The sequence below is a fragment of the Pseudomonas sp. LTJR-52 genome (assembly GCF_003691465.1).
Taxonomy (GTDB): domain Bacteria; phylum Pseudomonadota; class Gammaproteobacteria; order Pseudomonadales; family Pseudomonadaceae; genus Chryseomonas; species Chryseomonas luteola.
Map to the genome: position 1 here is coordinate 407,449 of NZ_CP033105.1, position 23,569 is coordinate 431,017.

The 23,569-nt window shown below is 53.7% G+C and carries 26 protein-coding genes; 14 read left to right on the top strand and 12 right to left on the bottom strand.

Annotated elements, in window-relative coordinates; genetic code table 11:
* The first annotated feature begins 7 nt into the window (after window positions 1-7).
* The 12 genes from EAW52_RS01965 (at window position 8) to glmS (ending at window position 11,377) form a co-directional block, all read left to right on the top strand.
* On the top strand, window positions 8-412 hold the full coding sequence (locus tag EAW52_RS01965; RefSeq protein ID WP_122041220.1) for a F0F1 ATP synthase subunit I: 405 nt from the start codon (window positions 8-10) through the stop codon (window positions 410-412).
* A 16-nt stretch (window positions 413-428) separates the two neighbouring features.
* Window positions 429-1,292: a F0F1 ATP synthase subunit A gene (gene atpB / locus EAW52_RS01970; protein ID WP_010796334.1), complete on the top strand. Its 864-nt coding sequence runs from the start codon at window positions 429-431 to the stop codon at window positions 1,290-1,292.
* A 115-nt stretch (window positions 1,293-1,407) separates the two neighbouring features.
* On the top strand, window positions 1,408-1,665 hold the full coding sequence (gene atpE / locus EAW52_RS01975) for a F0F1 ATP synthase subunit C (RefSeq protein WP_010796333.1): 258 nt from the start codon (window positions 1,408-1,410) through the stop codon (window positions 1,663-1,665).
* A 56-nt stretch (window positions 1,666-1,721) separates the two neighbouring features.
* A complete protein-coding gene (locus EAW52_RS01980; RefSeq protein WP_010796332.1) occupies window positions 1,722-2,192 on the top strand; it encodes a F0F1 ATP synthase subunit B in 471 nt (156 codons plus the stop codon).
* Window positions 2,193-2,203: 11 nt separating this feature from the next.
* Entirely contained in the window at window positions 2,204-2,740 is a 537-nt protein-coding gene (locus tag EAW52_RS01985) for a F0F1 ATP synthase subunit delta (RefSeq protein WP_019366468.1), read from the top strand.
* Between the two features lie 18 nt (window positions 2,741-2,758).
* The gene (atpA, locus tag EAW52_RS01990) at window positions 2,759-4,303 is read left to right on the top strand and encodes a F0F1 ATP synthase subunit alpha (protein ID WP_010796330.1); all 1,545 of its coding nucleotides are present in this window, start codon (window positions 2,759-2,761) and stop codon (window positions 4,301-4,303) included.
* A gap of 51 nt (window positions 4,304-4,354) precedes the next feature.
* A complete protein-coding gene (gene atpG, locus EAW52_RS01995) occupies window positions 4,355-5,215 on the top strand; it encodes a F0F1 ATP synthase subunit gamma (RefSeq protein ID WP_010796329.1) in 861 nt (286 codons plus the stop codon).
* Window positions 5,216-5,247: 32 nt separating this feature from the next.
* The gene (atpD, locus tag EAW52_RS02000) at window positions 5,248-6,624 is read left to right on the top strand and encodes a F0F1 ATP synthase subunit beta (RefSeq protein ID WP_122041221.1); all 1,377 of its coding nucleotides are present in this window, start codon (window positions 5,248-5,250) and stop codon (window positions 6,622-6,624) included.
* A gap of 39 nt (window positions 6,625-6,663) precedes the next feature.
* Entirely contained in the window at window positions 6,664-7,089 is a 426-nt protein-coding gene (locus EAW52_RS02005) for a F0F1 ATP synthase subunit epsilon (protein ID WP_010796327.1), read from the top strand.
* Window positions 7,090-7,230: 141 nt separating this feature from the next.
* Window positions 7,231-8,592, top strand: a complete 1,362-nt coding sequence (glmU, locus tag EAW52_RS02010; protein ID WP_122041222.1) for a bifunctional UDP-N-acetylglucosamine diphosphorylase/glucosamine-1-phosphate N-acetyltransferase GlmU — start codon at window positions 7,231-7,233, stop codon at window positions 8,590-8,592.
* 101 nt (window positions 8,593-8,693) lie between these two features.
* Window positions 8,694-9,464 (top strand): DeoR/GlpR family DNA-binding transcription regulator, encoded by a 771-nt coding sequence (locus EAW52_RS02015; protein ID WP_122041223.1) that lies wholly within the window; start codon window positions 8,694-8,696, stop codon window positions 9,462-9,464.
* Between the two features lie 77 nt (window positions 9,465-9,541).
* The gene (gene glmS / locus EAW52_RS02020) at window positions 9,542-11,377 is read left to right on the top strand and encodes a glutamine--fructose-6-phosphate transaminase (isomerizing) (RefSeq protein WP_122041224.1); all 1,836 of its coding nucleotides are present in this window, start codon (window positions 9,542-9,544) and stop codon (window positions 11,375-11,377) included.
* 34 nt (window positions 11,378-11,411) lie between these two features.
* Here glmS and EAW52_RS25830 read toward each other — a convergent pair whose 3' ends face one another.
* Together EAW52_RS25830 and EAW52_RS02025 are read right to left on the bottom strand one after the other, a co-directional pair.
* Entirely contained in the window at window positions 11,412-11,711 is a 300-nt protein-coding gene (locus EAW52_RS25830) for a glutamine synthetase (protein WP_125912912.1), read from the bottom strand.
* A 200-nt stretch (window positions 11,712-11,911) separates the two neighbouring features.
* Window positions 11,912-12,280, bottom strand: coding sequence for an NADH:ubiquinone oxidoreductase (locus EAW52_RS02025; RefSeq protein WP_122041225.1), 369 nt, complete (start codon window positions 12,278-12,280; stop codon window positions 11,912-11,914).
* A gap of 55 nt (window positions 12,281-12,335) precedes the next feature.
* Between EAW52_RS02025 and EAW52_RS02030 the strand changes: the two genes are divergently transcribed.
* Together EAW52_RS02030 and EAW52_RS02035 are read left to right on the top strand one after the other, a co-directional pair.
* Entirely contained in the window at window positions 12,336-13,304 is a 969-nt protein-coding gene (locus EAW52_RS02030) for a GTP-binding protein (protein ID WP_122041226.1), read from the top strand.
* A gap of 85 nt (window positions 13,305-13,389) precedes the next feature.
* Window positions 13,390-14,454 carry an energy transducer TonB gene (locus EAW52_RS02035; RefSeq protein WP_122041227.1) on the top strand — a complete coding sequence of 355 codons (1,065 nt, stop codon included), beginning with the start codon at window positions 13,390-13,392 and terminating at the stop codon, window positions 14,452-14,454.
* 61 nt (window positions 14,455-14,515) lie between these two features.
* On the opposite strand, the gene EAW52_RS02040 is transcribed toward EAW52_RS02035, so the two are convergent.
* The 10 genes from EAW52_RS02040 to EAW52_RS02085 form a co-directional block, all read right to left on the bottom strand.
* Window positions 14,516-15,013: an acyl-CoA thioesterase gene (locus EAW52_RS02040; RefSeq protein WP_010796320.1), complete on the bottom strand. Its 498-nt coding sequence runs from the start codon at window positions 15,011-15,013 to the stop codon at window positions 14,516-14,518.
* 101 nt (window positions 15,014-15,114) lie between these two features.
* Window positions 15,115-15,876 (bottom strand): SDR family NAD(P)-dependent oxidoreductase, encoded by a 762-nt coding sequence (locus EAW52_RS02045; RefSeq protein ID WP_010796319.1) that lies wholly within the window; start codon window positions 15,874-15,876, stop codon window positions 15,115-15,117.
* Window positions 15,877-16,032: 156 nt separating this feature from the next.
* Window positions 16,033-16,434 carry an SMI1/KNR4 family protein gene (locus EAW52_RS02050; RefSeq protein ID WP_010796318.1) on the bottom strand — a complete coding sequence of 134 codons (402 nt, stop codon included), beginning with the start codon at window positions 16,432-16,434 and terminating at the stop codon, window positions 16,033-16,035.
* Between the two features lie 159 nt (window positions 16,435-16,593).
* The gene (locus EAW52_RS02055; RefSeq protein ID WP_010796317.1) at window positions 16,594-17,439 is read right to left on the bottom strand and encodes a Tim44 domain-containing protein; all 846 of its coding nucleotides are present in this window, start codon (window positions 17,437-17,439) and stop codon (window positions 16,594-16,596) included.
* 509 nt (window positions 17,440-17,948) lie between these two features.
* The gene (locus EAW52_RS02060) at window positions 17,949-18,377 is read right to left on the bottom strand and encodes an EamA family transporter (protein WP_122041228.1); all 429 of its coding nucleotides are present in this window, start codon (window positions 18,375-18,377) and stop codon (window positions 17,949-17,951) included.
* A 53-nt stretch (window positions 18,378-18,430) separates the two neighbouring features.
* Complete coding sequence (gene uvrD, locus EAW52_RS02065; protein WP_122041229.1) at window positions 18,431-20,599, bottom strand: DNA helicase II; 2,169 nt, start codon at window positions 20,597-20,599, stop codon at window positions 18,431-18,433.
* Between the two features lie 73 nt (window positions 20,600-20,672).
* On the bottom strand, window positions 20,673-22,052 hold the full coding sequence (yegQ, locus tag EAW52_RS02070; protein ID WP_122041230.1) for a tRNA 5-hydroxyuridine modification protein YegQ: 1,380 nt from the start codon (window positions 22,050-22,052) through the stop codon (window positions 20,673-20,675).
* A 131-nt stretch (window positions 22,053-22,183) separates the two neighbouring features.
* Window positions 22,184-22,507 carry a hypothetical protein gene (locus EAW52_RS02075; RefSeq protein ID WP_122041231.1) on the bottom strand — a complete coding sequence of 108 codons (324 nt, stop codon included), beginning with the start codon at window positions 22,505-22,507 and terminating at the stop codon, window positions 22,184-22,186.
* Window positions 22,508-22,541: 34 nt separating this feature from the next.
* On the bottom strand, window positions 22,542-22,958 hold the full coding sequence (locus EAW52_RS02080; RefSeq protein ID WP_122041232.1) for a hypothetical protein: 417 nt from the start codon (window positions 22,956-22,958) through the stop codon (window positions 22,542-22,544).
* 295 nt (window positions 22,959-23,253) lie between these two features.
* Complete coding sequence (locus EAW52_RS02085; protein ID WP_122041233.1) at window positions 23,254-23,499, bottom strand: hypothetical protein; 246 nt, start codon at window positions 23,497-23,499, stop codon at window positions 23,254-23,256.
* Window positions 23,500-23,569: the final 70 nt, after the last annotated feature.

A 23,569-nucleotide genomic window follows, 5' to 3' on the forward strand; every position in this document is an offset into this window, starting at 1 on the left:
GAGCGCGATGGTTGATCGCACGCCCAAACGCCTGCCTTTTCACCGTCAGCCAGCATTTAACCTGCTGCTCGTCCAACTGGCCGTCACGATATGTGCAGCGTTATTTTTGTTTTGCTTCGTTGGTAGGGTCGCTGCTTATTCTGGTTTGATGGGTGGTTTAATCGCCTGGTTGCCCAATACATATTTCTCTTATAAAGCGTTCCGTTATTCGGGCGCCCGAGCTGCTCGCGACATAGTTCGATCATTCTATGCGGGAGAAGCAGGAAAACTAATTTTGACGGCACTGCTTTTTACAGTGGCGTTTGCGGGGATAAAGCCACTCATGCCAATGGCGTTGTTTGGTGTCTATCTATTGACGCTTTTTGTCAATGGATGCGCTCCCCTACTTGTCAAACGATCTTCTAGACCTTAAAGCGTTCGAGGCAAACATGGCAGCAGAATCCGCTTCGGGTTACATCCAGCACCACTTGCAGAATCTGACCTATGGTCTGCATCCGGCAAATGGTTGGAGTTTCGCCCACACCCCTCAAGAAGCGAAAGAAATGGGCTTTTGGGCCTTCCACCTGGATACTCTGGGTTGGTCGGTCGTTCTAGGCCTGATTTTTATTTGCATTTTCCGTGCCGTAGCGGTCAAGGCAACCAGTGGCCAGCCCGGTAAATTGCAAAATTTCGTCGAAGTCATTATCGAGTTCGTCGACAGCAGTGTCCGTGACACCTTCCATGGCCGTAATCCGCTGATCGCGCCTCTGGCACTGACGATTTTCGTCTGGATCTTCCTGATGAACCTCATGGACTTGGTGCCGGTTGACTGGTTGCCGTCCCTGGCTGGCCTGATAGGTGGTGAGCACACATATTTCCGTGTGGTTCCGACTACCGACCCGAATGCTACTATTGGTATGGCCTTGTCCGTATTTGCCCTGTTGATCTTCTATAGCATCAAGGTAAAAGGAATTGGTGGTTTCCTGGGCGAGCTGACTCTGCATCCGTTCCATAGCAAGAACATGCTGGTTCAGATCATCCTGATTCCGATCAACTTCCTGCTCGAGTTCGTAACGCTGGTGGCGCGTCCCGTTTCCTTGGCCTTGCGACTCTTCGGCAATATGTATGCCGGTGAGCTGATCTTTATCCTGATCGCCATGATGTTCGCCAACGGTCTGGCGCTGGGTGGTCTAGGTATTGTCCTGCAGTGGGCGTGGGCGGTCTTCCACATCCTGATCATTACCTTGCAGGCCTTCATCTTCATGATGCTGACCATCGTCTATATGTCGATGGCGCATGAAGAAAGTCATTAAGAGCTAGAGCACTTGATGATCCTCTCCGAAAGGGGAGGATGCCCGTGAGGGCAATGGGGAATAACAATTTTTTGCTTCAACCTTAACCAAGACGACTTAAAAGTCGGGAGGAAAAATGGAAACTGTAGTTGGACTGACCGCTATCGCCGTAGCACTGCTGATTGGTCTGGGCGCACTGGGTACTGCCATTGGCTTCGGCCTGTTGGGCGGCAAGTTCCTGGAAGGCGCTGCCCGTCAGCCGGAACTTGTTCCGATGCTGCAGGTGAAAATGTTCATCGTAGCGGGTCTGCTCGACGCCGTAACCATGATCGGTGTTGGTATCGCCCTGTTCTTCACCTTCGCTAACCCCTTCGTTGGTCAGATCGCTGGTTAATCACTCGAATCAATGATTCGTATGATTGACAGACAACGAACGAGCGAGGTGTTGGCGTGAACATTAATGCAACCCTGATTGGCCAGTCCGTTGCCTTCTTTATCTTCGTGCTGTTCTGCATGAAGTTCGTGTGGCCTCCGGTCATCGCGGCTTTGCGTGAGCGTGAAAAGAAGATTGCTGACGGCCTGGACGCTGCCAACCGCGCGGCTCGTGACCTGGAATTGGCTCAGGAACAAGCCACCCAGAAACTGAGCGAAGCGAAAGGCCAGGCAGCTGAAATCATCGAGCAAGCTAACAAGCGTGCTACCCAGATCATCGAAGAAGCGCAGGTCAAGGCCCGTGCTGAAGGCGATCGTCTGAAAGAGCAGGCTCAGGCTGAAATCGACCGGGAAATCAATAGCGCCAAGGAAGCTCTGCGTGCACAGGTCGGCCTTCTGGCTGTCGCTGGTGCAGAGAAGATCCTGGGCAAAACGATTGATCCCCAAGCCCACGCACAGTTGGTCGACCGACTGGCTGCGGAAATCTAAGCGAGGCCATCATGGCAGAACTGAACACGCTGGCCCGGCCATATGCCAAGGCAGCTTTCGAGTTCGCACAGTCTCAGCAGAATCTGACCAAATGGTCCGAGGAGCTGAGACTGCTCGCCGCGGTAACTCTGGATGGGACCGTGCGCCAGCTGCTTCAGCAACCGCAGTTGACCGCGGACGCCAAGGCCAAGCTGCTCATTGACGTGTGCGGCGATCAGCTGGATGTGCAGGCCCAGAACTTTGTTCGGACCGTGGCAGAAAACAACCGGATCGACCTGATGCCGACCATTGCTGAACTCTACGAAGAGTTCAAGGCCGAGCAGGAAAGATCCATCGAGGCGGAAGTCACCAGTGCTTTCGCTTTGAGCGACGAACAGCAAGACAAACTCGCCAAGGCTCTCAGCGCAAGGCTCGGTCGCGATGTGCGACTTCATGCATCCGAGGATGCAAGCCTGATCGGTGGTGTGGTAATTCGCGCCGGCGACTTGGTAATCGATGGCTCCGTTCGCGGCAAGCTCGCGCAACTGGCCGAAGCGTTGAAACCTTGAGTTTGAAGGGGCAGTAGCATGCAGCAACTCAATCCTTCCGAAATTAGTGAAATCATCAAGAGCCGCATCGAGAAACTCGATGTCTCTTCGCAACCGCGCAACGAAGGTACTATCGTCAGTGTTTCTGACGGTATCGTGCGCATCTTTGGTCTGGCCGACGTTATGTACGGGGAAATGATTGAGTTCCCGGGCGGCGTCTACGGCATGGCACTGAACCTGGAGCAGGACTCCGTAGGTGCCGTGGTTCTGGGTAATTACCTGGGCCTGGCTGAAGGCATGAGTGCCAAGTGCACCGGCCGTATCCTTGAAGTACCGGTTGGTCCGGAGCTTCTGGGTCGCGTTGTTGATGCCCTGGGTAATCCGATCGATGGCAAAGGCCCGATCAACGCCAAAGAAACCGACGCGGTTGAAAAAGTCGCTCCGGGTGTAATCTGGCGTAAGTCGGTAGACCAGCCTGTACAGACTGGTTACAAGGCCGTTGACGCCATGATCCCCGTTGGCCGTGGCCAGCGTGAGCTGATCATCGGTGACCGTCAGGTAGGTAAAACTGCCATGGCGGTGGATGCGATCATCAACCAGCGCAACAGTGGCATTCGTTGCGTCTATGTTGCCATCGGTCAGAAGCAGTCGACCATTGCCAACGTCGTACGCAAGCTGGAAGAGCACGGCGCACTGCAGAACACCATCGTGGTAGCTGCCAGTGCCTCTGAGTCCGCAGCCCTGCAGTTCCTGGCTCCCTATGCCGGCTGCACCATGGGTGAATACTTCCGTGACCGCGGTGAAGATGCACTGATCGTTTATGACGATCTGTCCAAGCAGGCTGTAGCTTACCGCCAGATTTCCCTGCTGCTGCGTCGTCCGCCGGGCCGTGAAGCTTACCCAGGCGACGTGTTCTATCTACACAGCCGTCTGCTGGAGCGTGCTTCTCGCGTATCCGAAGAGTATGTAGAACAGTTCACCAAGGGCGCCGTTACCGGTAAGACAGGTTCCTTGACTGCTCTGCCGCTGATCGAGACTCAGGCAGGTGACGTTTCCGCGTTCGTTCCGACCAACGTAATTTCGATTACCGACGGCCAGATCTTCCTGGAAACCAGTCTGTTCAACTCGGGTATTCGTCCTGCGGTCAACGCAGGTATTTCCGTATCCCGTGTGGGTGGTGCCGCTCAGACCAAGATTATCAAGAAGCTGTCCGGTGGTATCCGTACCGCACTGGCTCAGTACCGTGAACTGGCAGCATTTGCCCAGTTTGCTTCTGACCTGGACGAAGCAACACGTAAGCAGCTTGAGCATGGTCAGCGTGTTACCGAGCTGATGAAGCAGAAGCAGTATGCACCGATGTCCATCGCCGAGATGGCTCTGTCGCTGTACGCCGCCGAGCGTGGCTTCCTGTCGGATATCCCGCTGGACAAGATTGGCAGCTTCGAGCAGGCCCTGATTTCGTACTTCAACCGTGATCACGCCGCACTGATGGCCAAGATCAACGAGAAGGGCGACTTCAACGACGAAATCGATTCTGGCATCAAGGCCGGTCTCGAGAAGTTCAAGGCCACTCAAACCTGGTAAGCCCAGGCGGGAGCGTCAAGCGCTCCCGCTTGCTAACCCGATAGGTGTTACATGGCAGGCGCAAAAGAGATTCGCGGTAAAATCGCGAGCATCAAAAGCACACAGAAGATCACCAGCGCCATGGAAAAGGTAGCTGTCAGCAAGATGCGCAAAGCTCAGACGCGCATGGCTGCCAGCAAGCCTTACGCTGAGCGTATTCGTGCTGTGATCGGCCACTTGGCCAATGCGAACCCGGAATATCGCCATCCGTTTATGGTGGAGCGTCCGGTAAAGCGCGTGGGCTATATCGTGGTCAGCTCCGACCGTGGTCTGGCGGGCGGCTTGAACATCAACCTGTTCAAGACGCTGATTCGCGACATGGCAGAGCAACGCGATCGCAATGCTGAAGTCGATCTCGGTGTGATTGGCAGCAAGGGTGCGTCCTTCTTCCGCAGCTACGGCGGTAATGTAGTCGCAGCCATCAGCCATTTGGGTGAAGAGCCTTCGATCAACGACCTGATCGGTAGTATCAAGGTCATGCTCGACGCTTACCTGAATGGCCGTATTGATCGCCTGTACGTAGTGTCCAACAAGTTCGTCAACACCATGGTCCAGAAGCCGACAATCGAGCAGCTGGTTCCGTTGGTGGCTGAGCAGAACACCAGCCTGCAAAAGCATTGGGACTACCTCTACGAACCAGATGCCAAGACGTTGCTGGACGGCCTCTTGGTGCGTTACGTGGAATCCCAGGTGTATCAGGCAGTTGTAGAAAACAGCGCTTGTGAACAAGCGGCGCGGATGATCGCGATGAAGAACGCTACGGATAACGCGGGCGAGATCATCAGCGAACTGCAGCTGATCTACAACAAGGCACGCCAGGCAGCGATTACGCAGGAAATTTCGGAAATCGTCGGCGGCGCCGCTGCGGTTTGACGGACTGGTTCTAATTCTTCGAGGAACGCGAAATGAGTAGCGGACGTATCGTACAAATCATCGGCGCCGTAATCGACGTGGAATTCCCACGCGATTCCGTACCGAAAGTTTATGACGCTCTGAAAGTGCAGGGCGTGGAAACTACGCTGGAAGTTCAGCAGCAGCTGGGCGACGGCATTGTTCGTTCCATTGCGATGGGCTCTACCGAGGGTCTGAAGCGTGGTCTGGACGTTAACAACACTGGTGAAGCGATCAAGGTACCGGTAGGCGTGAAGACGCTGGGCCGTATCATGGACGTTCTGGGTAACCCGATCGACGAGGCGGGCCCCATCGGTGAAGAAGAGCGTTGGGAAATCCACCGCAAGGCACCGTCCTATGCTGATCAGTCCGGTAGCAACGAGCTGCTGGAAACAGGCATCAAGGTTATTGACCTGGTTTGCCCGTTCGCGAAGGGTGGTAAGGTTGGTCTGTTCGGTGGTGCCGGTGTAGGCAAGACCGTTAACATGATGGAACTGATCCGTAACATCGCCATCGAGCACAGCGGCTATTCCGTGTTCGCAGGCGTGGGTGAGCGTACTCGTGAGGGTAACGACTTCTACCACGAGATGAAGGATTCCAACGTTCTGGACAAGGTAGCCCTGGTTTACGGTCAGATGAACGAGCCGCCGGGCAACCGTCTGCGCGTGGCCCTGACTGGCCTGACCATGGCCGAAAAGTTCCGTGACGAAGGCCGTGACGTGCTGTTGTTCATCGACAACATCTACCGTTACACCCTGGCCGGTACGGAAGTATCCGCTCTGCTGGGCCGTATGCCTTCCGCAGTAGGTTATCAGCCGACGCTGGCTGAGGAGATGGGCGTTCTTCAGGAGCGTATTACCTCCACCAAAACCGGTTCGATTACATCCATCCAGGCTGTATACGTACCTGCGGATGACTTGACTGACCCGTCCCCTGCGACCACGTTCGCTCACCTGGACGCAACCGTCGTACTGTCCCGTGACATCGCTTCCCTGGGTATCTACCCAGCTGTGGATCCGCTGGACTCTACTTCTCGCCAGCTTGATCCGCTGGTGATCGGTCAGGAGCACTATGACGTTGCTCGCGGCGTTCAGTATGTTCTGCAGCGCTACAAGGAGCTGAAGGACATCATTGCGATTCTGGGTATGGACGAACTGTCCGAAGCGGACAAGCAGTTGGTATCCCGTGCTCGTAAGATCCAGCGCTTCCTGTCCCAGCCGTTCTTCGTGGCAGAAGTATTTACCGGTGCGCCAGGTAAATACGTTTCGCTCAAGGACACCATCGCTGGTTTCGGCGGCATTCTGAAAGGTGACTACGACCATTTGCCTGAGCAGGCATTCTACATGGTTGGCAGCATCGACGAAGCTATCGAAAAAGCGAAGAAACTGTAATCCGTGCGCCCGGAAACGGGCGCCTTACGAGGCATGCATATGGCCAAGACAGTCCAATGCGATATCGTCAGCGCGGAAGGAGCCATCTTCTCCGGAGCGGTGGAGATGGTGATCGCCCACGGTAACCTGGGGGATCTGGGTATTTCTCCCGGCCATGCTCCGCTGTTGACTGATCTCATGCCTGGCCCGATTCGCCTGATCAAGCAGGGCGGCGAGGAAGAGGTGTTTTATATCTCTGGTGGTTTCCTCGAAGTCCAGCCGAATGTCGTCGAAGTGTTGGCAGATATTGCCAGCCGGGCGAGCGATCTTGATGAAGCGGCTGCTCAGGAAGCCATGAAGCTGGCTGAGAAGACGCTGAGCGAGAAAGGCTCGAACTTCGATTACAGCGCTGCCTCTGCACAGTTGGCTGAAGCCGCAGCTCAGCTGCGTACCATTCAGCAGCTACGCAACAAGGCCAAGCGCTGAAGCAATACGCTTCGGGTATATGAAAGGGGTAGCTTCGGCTACCCCTTTTCATTTCTGGCCGTGAGCACTTGCTGAGCCCGTTTCTCTTCTGAGACTCTTTATCCGTGTCTAACGGCTTAACGGCCCTATCGAGGCGTAAACATGTCCCTTGAAATTGTCATTCTTGCTGCGGGGCAAGGCACCCGTATGCGCTCCGCCCTGCCCAAGGTTCTTCATCCGATTGCCGGGAAGGCCATGCTGGGACACGTGATCGATCGCGCCCGCGAACTGACTCCGCAAAAGATCCATGTAGTGATCGGCCATGGAGCCGAAACCGTCAAGCAGCATCTGGCAGCAGATGACCTCAACTTCGTCGTTCAGCAGGAGCAGTTGGGTACAGGCCATGCTGTCGCCCAGGCGCTTCCCCATCTGTCGGCGGAGCGGGTACTGATCCTGTATGGCGATGTTCCGCTGATTGAGACGTCTACGCTTGAGCGCCTGCTAGAGCAGGTTAGCGTTCAGCAGCTGGCATTGTTGACTGTAGAACTGGCAGATCCCACGGGTTATGGACGTATCCTTCGGAATAACCTCGGTGAGGTGTATGCAATTGTTGAGCATAAGGATGCCGATGCAACGCAGAAGGCAATCCGCGAAGGTAATACCGGTATTCTGGCCGTTCCGGGCGAGCGGTTGGGAGAGTGGCTCGGTAGACTTTCCAACAGCAATGCACAAGGGGAGTATTACCTGACGGATGTCATCGCAATGGCAGTATCCGATGGCTTGCGCGTTGCAACGGCTCAGCCAGACGATGCTATGGAAGTTCAGGGAGCCAATGACAGAAAACAGTTGGCTGATCTTGAGCGACACTATCAATGGCGCGCTGCGCAAGCGCTCATGACGCAAGGTGTAACACTACTGGATCCGACACGATTTGATCTGCGTGGGCAGGTCCAGACTGGCCGTGATGTCACCATTGATATCAATGTTATTCTGAGTGGCACGGTGGTTATCGAAGACAACGTCGAAATTGGGCCCAACTGTGTTATCCACAACAGCACGTTGAAACGCGGGGCGGTTATCAAGGCCAACAGTCATCTGGATGGCGCAGTAGTGGGTGAGGGTGCCGATGTAGGTCCCTTTGCTCGGCTACGTCCCGGTTCTGTTCTGGAAGCCAGGGTTCATGTAGGTAACTTCGTTGAGTTGAAAAACGCTCATCTTAATGAAGGCAGCAAGGCGGGGCATCTGTCTTATCTGGGTGATGCTGTTCTAGGAAAGAACTGTAACGTAGGCGCCGGCACCATTACCTGCAACTATGATGGTGCCAACAAATACAGAACTGAGATTGGCGATGATGTCTTCATTGGCTCCAACAGTTCGTTGGTAGCACCAGTCACGTTAGGCGATGGAGCAACTACGGCTGCAGGTTCTACCATTACGGAAAACGTGCCTGCGCAGACGCTGGCACTGGGTAGGGCAAGACAGGTTAACAAGCCTGATTGGCAACGTCCTCTCAAGAAGAAGTAACCCAAAAGGCTGTGAAATGCTCACAGCCTTTTTCATTCTGGGTTGACTTTTTATCCGTTAAAGGTTTTGATTCGAAGTATATAAATTTCGAATCGAAACTTATGGCCAAGCGCAACACTCCACAACGTCGCCACGACATTCTTGCCCGCTTGAATGATCAGGGCGAGGTGACAGTTGATGAGTTGACCAAACTGTTTGCCACCTCGGAAGTTACGATTCGAAAGGATTTGGCCGCGCTCGAAAAGAATGGTCTTTTACTACGCCGATACGGTGGCGCCGTTTCGATCCCCCATGAGCTTCTGAGTGATCTTGCTCAAACGCCCTCACCGTATAAGCAGGCCATTGCACGGGCTGCCTCTTCACGTATCCGCGAACATGCCCGGGTCATTATTGACAGTGGCAGCACGACCGCTGCGCTTATTCCCGAATTGGAAAACAAAGCAGGTCTGGTTGTGATGACCAACTCGCTTCATATCGCCAATGCCTTGCGTGAACTTGAGCATGAGCCGGTTTTGTTAATGACTGGCGGGACCTGGGACCCTCATTCGGAATCCTTTCAAGGGCAAGTGGCTGAGCAGGTCTTGCGCTCTTACGACTTCGATCAGCTATTCATTGGTGCTGACGGATTGGATCTTGAACGGGGCACGACAACGTTCAATGAATTATTGGGCTTGTCGCGTGTAATGGCTGAAGTGGCCCGAGAAGTTATCGTTATGGCAGAAGGGGACAAGGCTGGTCGACGTATTCCCAACCTGGAACTGCCCTGGTCGAACATTCACACGCTTGTGACTGATGAGCGTTTCCCTGATGAAGCCAGACACCAATTGGAACAACGGGGCATTACTGTCGTTTGTGTGGCTGTGGATAAATGATCTCCATCAAATATCCACAGCCACTCTTTAAAATTTGAACGAAGCATTCATATGCATCGCTTGTTTAGGAGTTTTCCATGTGTGGCATCGTAGGCGCCATTGCTGAGCGTAATATCACCGCTATCCTCGTTGAAGGGCTCAAGCGCCTTGAATACCGAGGGTATGACAGCGCAGGTCTTGCCGTACTGACGGCGCAGCAGACCCTTGAGCGCATTCGTCGCCCCGGCAAGGTCAGCGAGCTGGCTAGCGCGCTTAACAGTGAAGGCCTGACAGGTCGCCTCGGTATTGCCCATACCCGCTGGGCCACACATGGTGCGCCAACTGAAGCGAATGCCCATCCTCATTTCTCCCATGGTCAGATTGCAGTGGTCCACAATGGGATCATTGAAAACCATGAACCCCTGCGCGAGTGGTTAAAGGGGCTCGGTTATGTCTTTACCTCCCAGACCGATACCGAAGTCATCGTTCATCTTCTGCATCACAAGCTGAAGGAAACCGGTGATATCACGCATGCGCTGAAGGCAGCGGTGAAAGAGCTGCATGGTGCCTACGGTGTAGCGGTCATGAATATCGACCAGCCTGATCGTCTGGTTGCTGCCAGAAGCGGCAGCCCCCTGGTGATCGGCCTAGGTATTGGGGAAAACTACCTGGCGTCGGACCAGTTGGCGCTCCGGCAGGTAACGGATCGTTTTATCTACTTGGAAGAAGGCGACATTGCAGAGATTCGTCTGAATGGCGTCTCGCTGTGGTCGGTGGACGGTGAACCGGTAACACGTGAAGTTGTTCAGTTTACCGAGGGGGCCGAAGCCGCTGACAAAGGCTCGTTCCGCCACTTCATGCTCAAGGAAATTCACGAGCAGCCTGCTGTGGTTCAGCGCACCCTGGAAGGGCGGTTAGGTCTAGACCGTGTGGTGACCGAGGCATTCGGTCCTCAGGCAACAGACCTGTTTGGGCGTGTCAGGAATATTCAGATCGTTGCCTGCGGCACAAGTTTTCATGCCGGTATGGTGGCGCGCTATTGGCTGGAAGGGCTTACGGGTATCCCTTGCCAGGTAGAGGTGGCAAGTGAGTTCCGCTATCGGCGCGTAGCGGTACAGGCTGACACGCTGTTTGTGACCATCTCCCAATCAGGGGAGACAGCGGATACCTTGGCTGCGCTTAGAAATGCCAAGCCGCTGGGCTATTTGGGCAGTCTTGCAATTTGTAACGTTGCGACCAGCTCGCTGGTACGTGAGTCGGACCTGATCTTACTGACACAGGCGGGCCCTGAGATCGGGGTTGCTTCTACCAAGGCGTTCACGACTCAGCTGGTTGCGCTGCTGCTGCTTACGCTGTCGTTGGGCCGTGTTCAAAACCGTCTTGAGGCTGGCGTTGAGGCTGAATTGGTGGAAGAGCTTCGCCGTTTGCCCGCGCGTCTTGATGAAGCGCTTGCCATGGATAAGCATGTAGAGAAGATTTCCGAGCTATTTGCAGAGAAGCACCATACCTTGTTCCTCGGCCGAGGTGCTCAGTATCCAGTGGCAATGGAAGGCGCGCTCAAGCTCAAGGAGATTTCCTATATTCATGCCGAGGCTTATCCGGCGGGTGAGCTCAAGCACGGCCCGCTGGCGCTGGTGGACACCGACATGCCTGTGGTTACGGTAGCGCCCAATAATGAGTTGTTGGAAAAGCTGAAATCCAACCTTCAGGAAGTACGCGCTCGAGGCGGTCAGCTGGTTGTCTTCGCGGATGCAGAAGCTGGTCTTACCAACGGGGAAGGCACCCACCTAATCGGTATGCCCAGCATTCATGATGTGCTGGCGCCAATCCTCTACACCATACCGCTGCAATTGCTGTCTTATCACGTCGCTATATTGAAAGGGACTGATGTGGATCAGCCTCGCAATCTAGCCAAGTCGGTAACGGTTGAATAATGTATTCAGCAAAGCCCCGTTAAACGGGGCTTTTTTATGGGTTGGACGTGCAGCCACCAATACGGCCGCATAAAAGTGTTTGTCGACCTGCAGACGAGCTGGACACGCGTCCACGTGAAGTCCAACCAATGGCCCGTGTAAAGCCGGACCAGATTTCGCCATCCGAGGCGTAACCCATCAAGAAACTGATTCGACCATAGTGTGCCTGGGTTTGCGTCCAGGTGCGCTGGGTTGCAGCATCGTATCCTTGGATAAAAATATGTTTATCCACAACCGATACATGATAGTGACTGCCTGCAAGGTCTTCGCAGCTGACTATTTGCCCCGTACTCATACAATTCACAGGTAAGCCATCGGCAAATGCAAAAGATGAGCACAGCAAGGAAGGGGCAAGTAGCAGAGACCAGGCAGGCGGTCTTTTCATAAGATAGAAAACCGTCAAACAGATTAGGTTGTTATCTTATAACCTATTTGCCTTGTGCCAGTAGCCTTTGCCATCAGCAGGATGATCCATAAAGGCATCAGAGCCTGTCATCATTCAGTCCGCTTGGATGTATCCAGCCACGTGCCCTGGCTCTGCTGTTCACAGAACGGCTTCAAGAAGCGTGCATCCGTAGCAATACCGTAATAATGGATGTCCTGTCTGTACGGCATGCCTTGTACTTGGGCGTTCTGGCAGATACCGAATCCGCCGGTAGGGCATTGTTCAGCAAAGGTAACCTCAACGTTCTGCTCTGCCAGTTGAGGCTTACAAAATCCATCATGAAATAGATTCGCTGGAATTGAGCGATTCTGCTGGCAGACTTTCACATCGACGCCTTTACCCTTGCTGTGGACCAGGCACGCTTCGGCCTGCACATAGAGCGGAGCGAGGAAGGCTAGGCAGGCAAATAGGCGATACATAGAGGTAACCGGCTTAAATCGGCGACTCTACCACTGACCGAATCGAGACATAAACATGCTCAAGCATATACCTACCCACGTGATAACAGGACCTTTGGGGGCAGGCAAGACCAGCCTCATCCGGCATTTGCTGACGCAGCGTCCTCAACACGAGCGGTGGGCAGTACTGGTTAACGAGTTCGGTCAGATAGGGCTTGATGCTGCGTTGTTGCATACCACGGATGCCGGTATCTCATTGACTGAATTGCCGGGAGGATGCCTGTGCTGCGTCAACGGTGCGCCATTGCAGGTAGCCCTGGTGCAGTTGTTGCGCAGGGCTCAGCCCCAGCGCCTTTTCATTGAGCCGTCAGGGCTGGGGCATCCGGCTACATTGCTCAAGCAGCTCGCCGAAGGCACCTGGCAGGGCGTACTGGCGATTCAACCGGCAGTCATGGTGGTTGATGCTCACCGCTTGGCGAGCGGGGAACAGCTGCCTGATGCTCAACGTGAGGCGTTACCCGGGGTTGGGCTGCTGGTACTCAACAAGTCTGAGTTGTTGAATGACAGAAGCCGACAGGCGCTTCTAGCTTCCTTGCCCGACATCCAGTGGCAATGGACCCAGCAGGGAAGGCTGCCTTTTAATCTTTTGCCCGGAAGCGCTTGTATAGCTGGCCAACGTGCTCCCGATTCATTCCCAGTGCCTCCCCCTGGTCAGCAGGGACCATTACCTTCGCTGCTGTTACCTGGACAGCCCTTAAGGCAAATTCATGAGGCTGAAGGGCGCTTCGCCATAGGGTGGCGGTTTCACCATAGCAGCCAATTCAACCGCCAAGCAGTTCAGACATGGCTGGGCGAATTACCTGCACTGCTCAGGGCAAAAGCCATTCTGCATGCAGATGGGCAGTGGTGGAGCTTCAATCAAGCTAGTGGACAAGGTGAATGGCGGATCAGTGAGTGGCGCAAGGATAGCCGGGTCGAATTGATCTTCGAAACGGTCATAGATGCAGCCGCCCTAGAGTCAGATTTGATGAATTACATGCAATAGGAATCCTGTTGTCGCTAAAAGTTGATAAATTCGTTATCTTAATGATAATGATTATTAAATCTGACCGCCTTTGTGGATCATTCCTATGTCGTTGACGTTGCCGGCGAGATCAAAATCGCCTGAGCAAGACCCTTCGCTGCAGCCTGAGCACCCTGCTGAATCGGCTGAAGGAGTACGTCTGTATGTCGTGCGCAGTGAGGTTGAGCCTGTTGATGGTGTAAATGCCAGCCGTACGGATCCAGGCGCAGAGATCATTTCGCTGCAAGGGTATTCACGAAGCGATGAGGTGCCTCCGCTGGAGGAGAACGTCGGCAACGCCGAGCCGACAACCGAAACAACGCCTCCTCGTCGTTGGTGGCTGGCCTCGGGGACTTCCTTTGTTATGCACGCGGCGCTGGCGGCTGCATTGTTTTTTGTCGTACAGACTCCGCCCGAACTCAAAATCAGCAAGGGTGATAGCCCAAGCGAGCTGAAGGTCAGCTTTATCCAGCTGCCCAAAAAGGAGCCTGCCCCGGAGCCTCCGGCAGCAGCGCCTACACCTCCGGCCCCACCAGAGCCCGAACCGCCTAAGCCGGAGCCTCCTAAGCCGGTTGAACCGCCCAAGCCCGTCGAACCACCCAAGCCGGTAGTCGAAAAGCCCAAGCCAAAGCCGAAACCCAAGCCGGTTGAGCACACCCAGCAAAAACCGCTACCGGTCAAAAAGAAGCCTGAGCCTAAAGCAGAGCCTGAGCCAGCCCCTGCGCCTGCTGCACCGGCAGCAAGTGCTCCTACGCCTGCGGCTGCACCAAGTGCACCTGTTCAGGCACCCATGGCCACGCCTGGCGCCAAGACCGCCGCTTCTGCAGGTCCTGCAGGCCTCCCTACTGGGAGCATCGACGACAGCGATATCCGTCCTTTAAAGATGGATCAGCCCAAATATCCTGATGTGCTGCGTCGTCGCGGATTAAGCGGGGAGGTCAAAGTGCTATTTACCGTAACCGCAGATGGCCGTATTACTGATGTGGAAGTACTGGAGTCGTCCAACAAGATGTTCGAGCGCTCCGTGCTCGATGCGTTGAGCAGCTGGCGCTTTGCTCCTCGTGTATCAGGTGGACAAATCGTACCGCGCAAGGCTACCAAAGTATTTATTTTCAAGCTGCAACGCCGCTAACAGCCGACTGGCTCCAATAAAAACGCCGCGGATAATCGCGGCGTTTTTGTTTAGGCCCTGATCAGCCAGATGAAGGAAGTACGTCTTCCTTGATCGCCTGATACCGTTCTTGCAACTCTCGGCGAATTTGCCGGCGTTGCTGTGCCTGTATGCAGCGGCGTTTCTCGTCGAACGTCTTGGGTTCCAGTTGAGGAACGGGGCAGGGCTTGCCGTCGTCACCCAATGCAACCATCGTGAAGAAGCAGCTGTTGGTATGGCGTACCGAGCGCTGTTGAATGTTTTCCGTAATGACCTTTACACCGACCTCCATAGACGTCGTTCCGGTGTAGTTCACCGATGCCAAAAACGTAACCAATTCACCTACGTTAACCGGTTCGCGAAAGATCACCTGATCGACCGACAGTGTTACCACATAACGGCCTGCATAACGGCTGGCGCAGGCATAGGCCACTTCATCCAGATGTTTAAGCAAGGCGCCACCGTGCACCTTGCCAGAGAAGTTCGCCAAATCGGGCGTCATCAGAATGGTCATACTGAGCTGGTGATTACCGGCTTCCATATAGGCCTCGTCATATCCTCAAATCACCGGTAATTCCGGCGGCGTCAGTATGCAATGTTATGGCGATTTGCCATAGAATTCATGCGTTAGCTGTATCTGTCTTATGAGCGGCCCGCCGACAATCCCCTATCGATAGGCATGTCTGCCCCCGAAATAGCAGAGGCCTGCGGCTGGCATAGGAAGTACACCAGTTCAGCGACTTCTTCAGGCTGGATAAAACGGGCCTGATCACCTTGCGGATACCGATTAAGCAAGTTGCGCCGGTAGCCGGTAGGGTCGCCCTGGCCATAATGGGCCGCCTGAAAATCCAGCATGGGCGTATCGATATCGCCTGGGGAGACAGCATTGACCCGCACACCGTCCTTGGCCAGCTCAATGGCGAGGTTCTGGCTGAAGAAACGAATAGCAGCTTTAGCAGCGCCATAGGCGGCAGCACCCGAGACAGGTTGGCGACCCGCACCGCTCGAAATATTGATGATCGTTCCGCGGGTTTCCTTGAGAAACGGGATGGCAGCGGAGCACATGAAGAAGGTCGACTTGAGGTTGACCGACATGACGAGGTCATAATCCTCTTCGCTGAACGTCTCGACAGGGCCTTCGCGCCAGACACCTGCCGCATTGATCAGAGCATCGAGGCGGCCGGTACGCGCCATCACCTTGCTGATGAGGTTACGACAGCCTTCGGCCGTCCGTAGATCAGCTACGACGCTCGAATCCAGGGGAACATTGCCATTGAGATCATGCAGGCCATCCTTGTCCAGATCTGCCGCTGCAACGCGCCAGTGACTCTGTGAAAAACGCTGGGCCAGTGCTCGACCGAGCCCGCCAGCGGCACCAGTGATCAGAACGACAGGAGTGCTCATCCAGGGATTACCTTCTAGCGGAAAAGATAGCTATATCCAGACCTTGCACAGCCGCTTACGTTCAGCGTCTGGCCTGCCATTCTCGTGCAATCCGCTACAAGCGTCTCGTAAAGCCTGCCAATAGCGGCAGGCTAACGCTATAGAGCTGGTCAATGATCAGCTTTCCAGCCAGACATCCCGTGCCCAGATCCAGACGGAATCCCAGGTGTCATCGTCCAGCTCACCATCCGTCCAGAGCAGAACCTCGCCTTCCTGACTGACGGCGTAGTAGCCGTCACCGTCCTCACAAATGGGTATTAGATCGCGAGGTAGACCTTCCGACCAGGCTGTAGCGGCCACTTCTGGGAGGTAGGTATGGGACTGCGGATCGGTCACCGTTACGGGCTCGAGCTTACCATATACCACATCGCTGACGGTGAGAAGAAACTCGCGAAACTCGGGCGGAAGGCTGATCAACAGTTCTTCTTCGATTTCGACCAACAGGTCCTCATCGGGCAGCTCGAGCGGTACCGGAACAGGCTCGTTCTCTTCGCGCAGCCTTTCAATCACGTCTTCCATCAATACATCCTCTAATGCAGGGGTGCGTGTTATACCCTAGTCAAGAATATAAAAGATGGAAAAGGTGCCATCGAGAAAGCGCTACCTGTACGAACAGCGCGACAAACGGTAGAAATGAAAAAGCCCGGCATGGCCGGGCTTTTCTGAAACACAGAGAGATCAAGCGTTCTGACGGATACCGGCCAGCAGCCAGGGCTGGTTGCTACCTGCCAAGCGCTCCATACGCCAGCTTTCGCTGAAATTCTGACCCTGGTCGAAGCGAGACTCTTTCGACAAGCCAGAGAACGTGATGGTAGCAATGGTCTTGCCTTCCAGCTCTTCCACACCATCCAGCTCGGCCTGCAAATTCTCGATGTAGGTGGACTGGAAGCCTTCACCCAAGCTGGCACGCTCATCTTTCAGCCACTGGAGCATCTGAGGCGTCACAAACTCGGCGATTTTGTCCATCTCGTTGGCATCCCAGTGCTGCTGCAGAGACATGAAGTGCTCACGGCCAGCTGCAACGAAACGCTCTGCATCAAACCAGGCAGGCGCATTCATGACTGGCGCGGCACCACCCTGACCGAATCCGCCAGGCTGCTGTACAGGCGCTTCACGGTACATCGGTGCGTGGCCTGCCGGAGCGGGCTGATGCTGCTGATGTTGCTGCTGACGGCGGCGCGTGAATAGCTTGAACAGAACAAACGCTATCAGGGCCATGATCAGAAAGTCGAAGAACTGGAAGCCTTCGAAACCGTCACCCATGAACATGGAAGCCAATAAGCCACCAGCGGCAAGACCGGCTAACGGACCCAGCCAGCGAGAAGCACCGCTAGCGGCTGGCGCCTGACGACCCGGTGCGGCTGCCGCTGCGCCCGGTTGCTGTTGAGGCGGTGCCGCCTGGCGTGTCTGGTGAATGGGAGCTGCACCAGCCGACTTGCCTCCACCCATGCGCTTGGCATTGGCATCAAGGCTCAGGGTCAGGCCCAGGCAGATGATCATGAAAAAACTCATTATGCGTTGCATCGTAAGATCTCTTATCGTGAACTACGTTGATGTCCATCTTGCGCCGGACATTGCGTAAGGGCTAGCGCTAATTGTTTCGGCTTTTTGCATGGTTTACTCAAGCCTTATCGTTTGCTGTTGGACTATTGCTTTATGCGCAATATTTCAAACCACTGGTCAGCTTCAAAAAAGCGTTAGCGCGTACTCAATTAGGGTGTTTTCTAAACATCGGCTGTGGCTAAAAGCACAGATCTGAAATTGATGGCTGAGCGCTATCATTTCATTACTACCTTGAGACGGTATGCTGTCCAAACCATTTGCATCTTGGGCTACGGGAGTGGAGTGTTGTGATGCAAGGGATGGTAGCTATCGCTTTACAAGGATACCGGCCTGTAAATGCCTGACAGAAGCAGTCGTGGCGGGGCTCGGTGAGTAGGGCGCCTGAGCACCTCTATGCAGGGAATAGGCTTGTCTTGCATGCTTCGGCAATCTCCCACCGTTTGACAAGCCTTTTCCTTGCGCCTTCAACCCTAGGGTTTCAGCGCCAATAGCACCACGCCAAAACCGATTGCGCCAATGCCGCACCATTGGCGCAGCGTCAGCTTTTCGCCTAGCAGCAGTACACCGAATAGGGCCACGAGCACTACGCTCAGCTTGTCTACTGGCGCTACCAGCGAAGCGTTACCCATCTTCAAGGCTCGGAAATAACAGATCCAGGAGGCACCGGTAGCCAATCCAGATAACACAAGGAAGAGATAGCTCTTTGGCGAGATCGAGCTTAAGGGCTGATACTGGCGGGTCGCATAAACGATCAGCACAAGCGACAGGAGCACTACTCCAGTCCGCAACAAGGTAGCAAAGTCCGAATTGACCTGGGCAACGCCAATTTTGCCAAAAATGGCTGTGAGCGCTGCAAAAACGGCTGACAGCAATGCCCAGAAGAGCCAGGAAGACGCCACGCAATGTCCTTCTTTAAACAGTTAGGGCGACCTTGGCCGCCCTGAGGTATACGTTAAACCGGTTCCAGCTTGGCGTAACTCACCATTAACCACTTGCTGCCTTCGGCGTCGAAATTCACCTGAACACGTGCATGTGGACCTGAGCCCTCGTAATTCAGAATGACCCCTTCGCCAAACAAGGCGTGATTGACTCGTTGGCCCAATGCAAACGTCGTGTCTGGAATGGCGGCACCTGCAAACGGATTAGGTCGACCTACGCCAAACGGCTGCTTGACCGAATTGGACAGGCGGACTTCCTGAATCAGGTTTGGTGGCACTTCGCGGATAAAGCGCGAGAGCTTGTTATAGGTCTCGGTTCCATGAAGCCGGCGCGTTTCCGCATAGGTCATCACCAGACGTTTCATGGCCCGGGTAATTCCCACATAGGCCAAGCGGCGTTCCTCCTCCAGGCGGCCGGACTCTTCCAGGCTCATCTTGTGAGGGAACAGGCCTTCTTCCATACCAGCCAGGAAGACCAGCGGAAACTCCAGACCCTTCGCACTGTGCAGCGTCATGAGCTGTACACAGTCTTCATGGCTGTCTGCCTGATTATCCCCAGATTCCAAGGCCGCATGGTCAAGGAAGTTAGCCAGGGGAGAACGATCATCGTCACCACTGAAATCAAAGGACTTCGCGGCGCTGATCAATTCCTCAAGGTTTTCGACCCGTGCCTGACCTTTCTCGCCCTTTTCAGCCTTGTGATAGGCCACAAGCCCTGTCTGCTCGATCACGATCTGAGTCAACGTATGCAGCGGAACATCTTCAGACCTGAGCCCCAGTTCATCGATCAACTCGACAAAGGCATTCAGACTGGATGCCGCCCGACCGGATACGGACTTGGTGCCGACCGCATCATGTAGTGCTTGCCACATGGAGTAGCCGTTTGTGCGTGCAGTGTTACGCAGGATCTCGACCGTCTTTTCACCAATGCCGCGGGGCGGGACATTGATGACACGCTCCAGCGCCGCATCGTCATGGCGATGACAAATCAGGCGCAAATACGCCATCGCATTCTTAATTTCGGCGCGTTCAAAGAAGCGTTGGCCGCCATAGATGCGATAGGGGATTTTTTCCCTCAGCAACGCTTCTTCCAATACCCGTGACTGGGCGTTGGAGCGATACAGAATGGCCATTTCGCTTAGCGAGAGACCCTTCTTCGATTCGCTTTCGATGGTTTCGACGATATAGCGGGCTTCATCGTGCTCGTTGAAGCCCGCGTAAAGGGTAATGGCTTCGCCTTCACCCGTATCTGTCCACAGCTCTTTGCCGAGCCGGTCGCTATTGTTGGCGATCAGGCCATTGGCTGCCTGCAAAATCGTGCTGGTGGAGCGGTAATTCTGCTCTAGACGAATGATGGCGGCAGAGAAGTCCTGGTTGAACTGCTGGATATTCTCGATACGCGCGCCACGCCAACCGTAGATGGACTGATCGTCATCACCCACTACCATCAGGCTTTCACCGCCCTGGGCGAGCAGCTTGAGCCATGCGTACTGCACGGCATTGGTATCCTGGAATTCATCTACCAGCACATGGCGGAAACGGCGCTGGTAATGGGCAAGCAAGTCCGGATTATCGCGCCACAGCTCCAAGGCACGGAGCAGCAACTCGGAAAAGTCGATGACGCCGGCACGAGCACACGCCGCTTCATACGCCTCGTAGATGCTGCGCATGGTTGCCAGGAACAGATCGCCACTGGCCTGGATATGCTGTGGACGTAGGCCTTCGTCTTTCTGACCGTTGATGAACCACTGCGCCTGCCGTGCCGGCCAGCGCTGCTCATCCAGCCCCAGATCCCGAATGACCCGCTTGACCAGGCGCTGCTGATCGTCACTGTCCAGAATCTGAAAATTCTGAGACAACTTGGCTTCCTGCCAATGAGCTCTGAGCAAACGATGGGCAAGCCCGTGGAACGTGCCGACCCACATGCCTTGCGGATTCATGTTCAAGAGCTGCTCGATCCGATAGCGCATTTCGGCAGCGGCTTTGTTAGTAAAGGTCACCGCCAGGAGCGAGTGGGGCGACGCATGCTCGACCTGGATCAACCAGGCGATGCGGTGCACCAGCACCCGGGTTTTGCCGGAACCGGCACCCGCAAGCACTAACTGTCGGCCAAGAGGCGCCGCCACCGCTTCACGCTGGGCGGCATTCAGGAAATTCAGGAGGAGAGAGAGGTCATCATGCATGAGCACATTGTAACGACTCGCGCGCTGGACTGCATGGGCGGCTGGTCAGCTTCATGCACGAACCAGCCGCTTTTTATTGAAATTGCGGGTTTCGCGTGGTCGTACCCGCTTCCAGGTTGCGCATCAATAATCCATAACTGAGATCAATGCCTTCCGGAACTGCCAGGTAGACGGTACGGCCACTGCCCGGAGCGGTTTCCAGGCGGATACCACGTGCGTTTTCCATCGCTTCGACTGAAAGGTTCAGATTGCCGTTAGGCGTCATGACCTCGATAGAGTCGCCCAAGTCGAATCGATTCTTTACGATTACTTCAGCTAGTCCGTTGCGACGTTCACCGGTCAACTCACCCACGAACTGCTGGCGCTCGGATACCGAATAGCCTTGGTTATAATTCTGATATTCGTCGTGCACATGGCGGCGCAGAAAACCCTCGGTGTAACCGCGGTGAGCCAATGACTCCAGGGTATCCATCAAGGATTTATCGAAAGGGCGGCCCGCCACTGTATCATCGATAGCCTTGCGATAGATCTGCGCCGTACGTGCCACGTAGTAATGGGACTTGGTCCGGCCTTCGATTTTCAGTGAGTGCACACCTATCTTTGCCAGCCGCTCGACATGGTGCACGGCTCGCAAGTCCTTGGAATTCATGATGTAGGTGCCATGCTCATCCTCATAGGCCTCCATCAACTCGCCGGGCCGACCCGCCTCTTCCAGCAAAAAGATCTTATCTGTAGGCGCACCAGAGCCTAGCGTTGGTTCCGGTACGTTGGGTGCGATAGGGTCATGGTGCTGCACGATAGCGCCTAATGCATCCTCTTTCCCTGGATGAGCCTTGTACTCCCAACGACAGGCATTGGTGCAGGTGCCCTGATTAGGGTCACGCCGGTTGATATAGCCGGACAGCAGGCAACGTCCGGAATAAGCCATGCACAGCGCGCCGTGAACGAACACTTCCAGCTCCATTCCCGGCACCTGTTGGCGGATCTCTTCAATCTCCTCCAGCGACAGTTCTCGGGACAGAATCACACGGGACAGACCTTGGCTCTCCCAAAACTTCACGCTCGCCCAGTTCACCGCATTGGCTTGTACTGACAGATGAATCGGCATCTGGGGAAATGCCTGACGCACCAGCATGATCAAGCCAGGATCTGACATGATCAACGCATCCGGGCCCATCGCAATGACGGGCTCGATATCCTTCAGAAACGTCTTCAGTTTGGCGTTATGCGGCGCAATGTTCACCACCACATAAAATCGTTTGCCTTGCGCATGTGCCTCATTAATGCCCAGCGCGAGGTGCTCATGGTCGAATTCATTATTTCTGACCCGGAGGCTATACCGTGGCTGCCCCGCGTAGACAGCATCTGCCCCATAAGCGAAGGCGTAACGCATGGATTTGAGCGTACCGGCAGGGGAGAGGAGTTCGGGTTTGAATAAAGGCGTTATGCTCATGGAATAGCGACTTCAAAACCATGAGCTTATGAGAGCAGACTGTGGACGGTATTGATCCAAATCTACAAACCTATTGATGCTGCTTGCAGTAAGGATTCGCTAACGCTTGGCGAACCCTTACTTGAATGCGATTAAGCGACTAGATTGCCCAGCAGCATTGCAAATCCCAGTACCCCCAACGGGAATGCCCAATACTGCATTGGAATCCAGAACAGGGTGTGACGCTTTCGCAGCTCAACGGTTTGCTGGGTTTCTGGGTCAATCAGGATCTTTCCCGGACGGCTATTCAGCTGTTTACCGAAATAGAAAACGACCATAGCAGATGCAAGTAGCGTTAGCGGAAAAACGATGATATTACTTGCGCCTAAAAAGCCACCTAGTAAGGAGCCAATCAAGGCTACAAAAAGGGGAATGATGACGACTAAAAAACCAAAACCTTGCCATATTAAGAGCATGTTTATCTTCCTTGATTGAGTTGTAACACATTAACTACCATGTGGAGCGATCTTCAGACTTTGCCTTTATAAGATCTTCCTTCCACTCTATTTTAGCAATTTCATAGATGTTTGAGAAGAAACCTCTCGCATCGACGATTTTATCTGCATACCAGGCAAGTGCTATATGTTCTTCCTCTAAATATTCAAAATAAGAGCTAAAATCGTGGTCTTCCTTTGCTAATAGCTCTCCTAGTTTCTCGAGAAGCAGAAACTTATGCCTGTAAGAAAGATAACTCAAACTGGCAAGAATATATTTTTTTATTATTTCTTCTCTATCAGATTCTTTATTTGGATCATATTTCCATAATTCCTCTCCTAACGTCTCTTCTCTATCATATATTTCGATACCCCCTATGAAATAATTCATGTCAGGTATGTAGGGTTCGTCTAGGAAAGGGTCTTTAAGCATTATATATAAATTTTTGTCAGGGTTGTATTAGAGCAGGTCAATGGCGCTTAAGTTAGATAGGTGTTTTTATTTTTCTAAATCATCATGGATTCTTTCGCTTCCGGCTTTAATGTTTTACCTGAGATAGTCTGTTATTGATCTTATAGCTAAGCCTTTACTTAAGTTGAAGTTTCAGAGGTATGCAAGAGAGGTGCAGGTAAAAATTTAATCTCATTATTTTAAATTAATAATGTTTGTTTATTTCTTCTATTGGAATTGGTGCCGCTGTGCAAAGATCCATGTCCTTTAGATGTAGCTATCCCCAAAAATGAAATAAATCATCCCACATTTCTTTCTCTTTTGTTGTTAGCGAGAAATAGCAAGAATTAAACTTTCTAATTTCCATGAATTGTTGATGAATAGCTCTAATGGGTACTGTTTTTAGACATCTAATTTTCTCTAGAATATCAAGAATTTTATCTGGATTAATTTCTTCAGCATGGGAAGTGAAGAAACTAAATAGATCATCTAACTCTTCATTGTAAAGATAGTCAGAGCGCATTACTATTCCAATAGCTTATCAATTTATAAAATCAAAGCATGTTTTTTTGATTGATTTTTGCTTAACATGA

Bases quoted from the DNA above. Each gene is read 5' to 3' on its own strand.
- EAW52_RS02055 (WP_010796317.1), bottom strand. From the start codon at position 17,439: ATGCAACGCATAATGAGTTTTTTCATGATCATCTGCCTGGGCCTGACC.
- EAW52_RS02035 (WP_122041227.1), top strand. From the start codon at position 13,390: ATGTCGTTGACGTTGCCGGCGAGATCAAAATCGCCTGAGCAAGACCCT.
- yegQ (WP_122041230.1), bottom strand. From the start codon at position 22,052: ATGAGCATAACGCCTTTATTCAAACCCGAACTCCTCTCCCCTGCCGGT.
- glmS (WP_122041224.1), top strand. From the start codon at position 9,542: ATGTGTGGCATCGTAGGCGCCATTGCTGAGCGTAATATCACCGCTATC.
- atpB (WP_010796334.1), top strand. From the start codon at position 429: ATGGCAGCAGAATCCGCTTCGGGTTACATCCAGCACCACTTGCAGAAT.
- atpA (WP_010796330.1), top strand. From the start codon at position 2,759: ATGCAGCAACTCAATCCTTCCGAAATTAGTGAAATCATCAAGAGCCGC.
- uvrD (WP_122041229.1), bottom strand. From the start codon at position 20,599: ATGCATGATGACCTCTCTCTCCTCCTGAATTTCCTGAATGCCGCCCAG.
- EAW52_RS02025 (WP_122041225.1), bottom strand. From the start codon at position 12,280: ATGTATCGCCTATTTGCCTGCCTAGCCTTCCTCGCTCCGCTCTATGTG.
- EAW52_RS01985 (WP_019366468.1), top strand. From the start codon at position 2,204: ATGGCAGAACTGAACACGCTGGCCCGGCCATATGCCAAGGCAGCTTTC.
- EAW52_RS25830 (WP_125912912.1), bottom strand. From the start codon at position 11,711: ATGAGTACGGGGCAAATAGTCAGCTGCGAAGACCTTGCAGGCAGTCAC.
- EAW52_RS02030 (WP_122041226.1), top strand. From the start codon at position 12,336: ATGCTCAAGCATATACCTACCCACGTGATAACAGGACCTTTGGGGGCA.
- atpG (WP_010796329.1), top strand. From the start codon at position 4,355: ATGGCAGGCGCAAAAGAGATTCGCGGTAAAATCGCGAGCATCAAAAGC.
- EAW52_RS02040 (WP_010796320.1), bottom strand. From the start codon at position 15,013: ATGGAAGCCGGTAATCACCAGCTCAGTATGACCATTCTGATGACGCCC.
- atpE (WP_010796333.1), top strand. From the start codon at position 1,408: ATGGAAACTGTAGTTGGACTGACCGCTATCGCCGTAGCACTGCTGATT.
- EAW52_RS02050 (WP_010796318.1), bottom strand. From the start codon at position 16,434: ATGGAAGACGTGATTGAAAGGCTGCGCGAAGAGAACGAGCCTGTTCCG.
- EAW52_RS02005 (WP_010796327.1), top strand. From the start codon at position 6,664: ATGGCCAAGACAGTCCAATGCGATATCGTCAGCGCGGAAGGAGCCATC.
- EAW52_RS02045 (WP_010796319.1), bottom strand. From the start codon at position 15,876: ATGAGCACTCCTGTCGTTCTGATCACTGGTGCCGCTGGCGGGCTCGGT.
- EAW52_RS02075 (WP_122041231.1), bottom strand. From the start codon at position 22,507: ATGCTCTTAATATGGCAAGGTTTTGGTTTTTTAGTCGTCATCATTCCC.
- glmU (WP_122041222.1), top strand. From the start codon at position 7,231: ATGTCCCTTGAAATTGTCATTCTTGCTGCGGGGCAAGGCACCCGTATG.
- EAW52_RS02085 (WP_122041233.1), bottom strand. From the start codon at position 23,499: ATGCGCTCTGACTATCTTTACAATGAAGAGTTAGATGATCTATTTAGT.
- atpD (WP_122041221.1), top strand. From the start codon at position 5,248: ATGAGTAGCGGACGTATCGTACAAATCATCGGCGCCGTAATCGACGTG.
- EAW52_RS02015 (WP_122041223.1), top strand. From the start codon at position 8,694: ATGGCCAAGCGCAACACTCCACAACGTCGCCACGACATTCTTGCCCGC.
- EAW52_RS02080 (WP_122041232.1), bottom strand. From the start codon at position 22,958: ATGCTTAAAGACCCTTTCCTAGACGAACCCTACATACCTGACATGAAT.
- EAW52_RS01965 (WP_122041220.1), top strand. From the start codon at position 8: ATGGTTGATCGCACGCCCAAACGCCTGCCTTTTCACCGTCAGCCAGCA.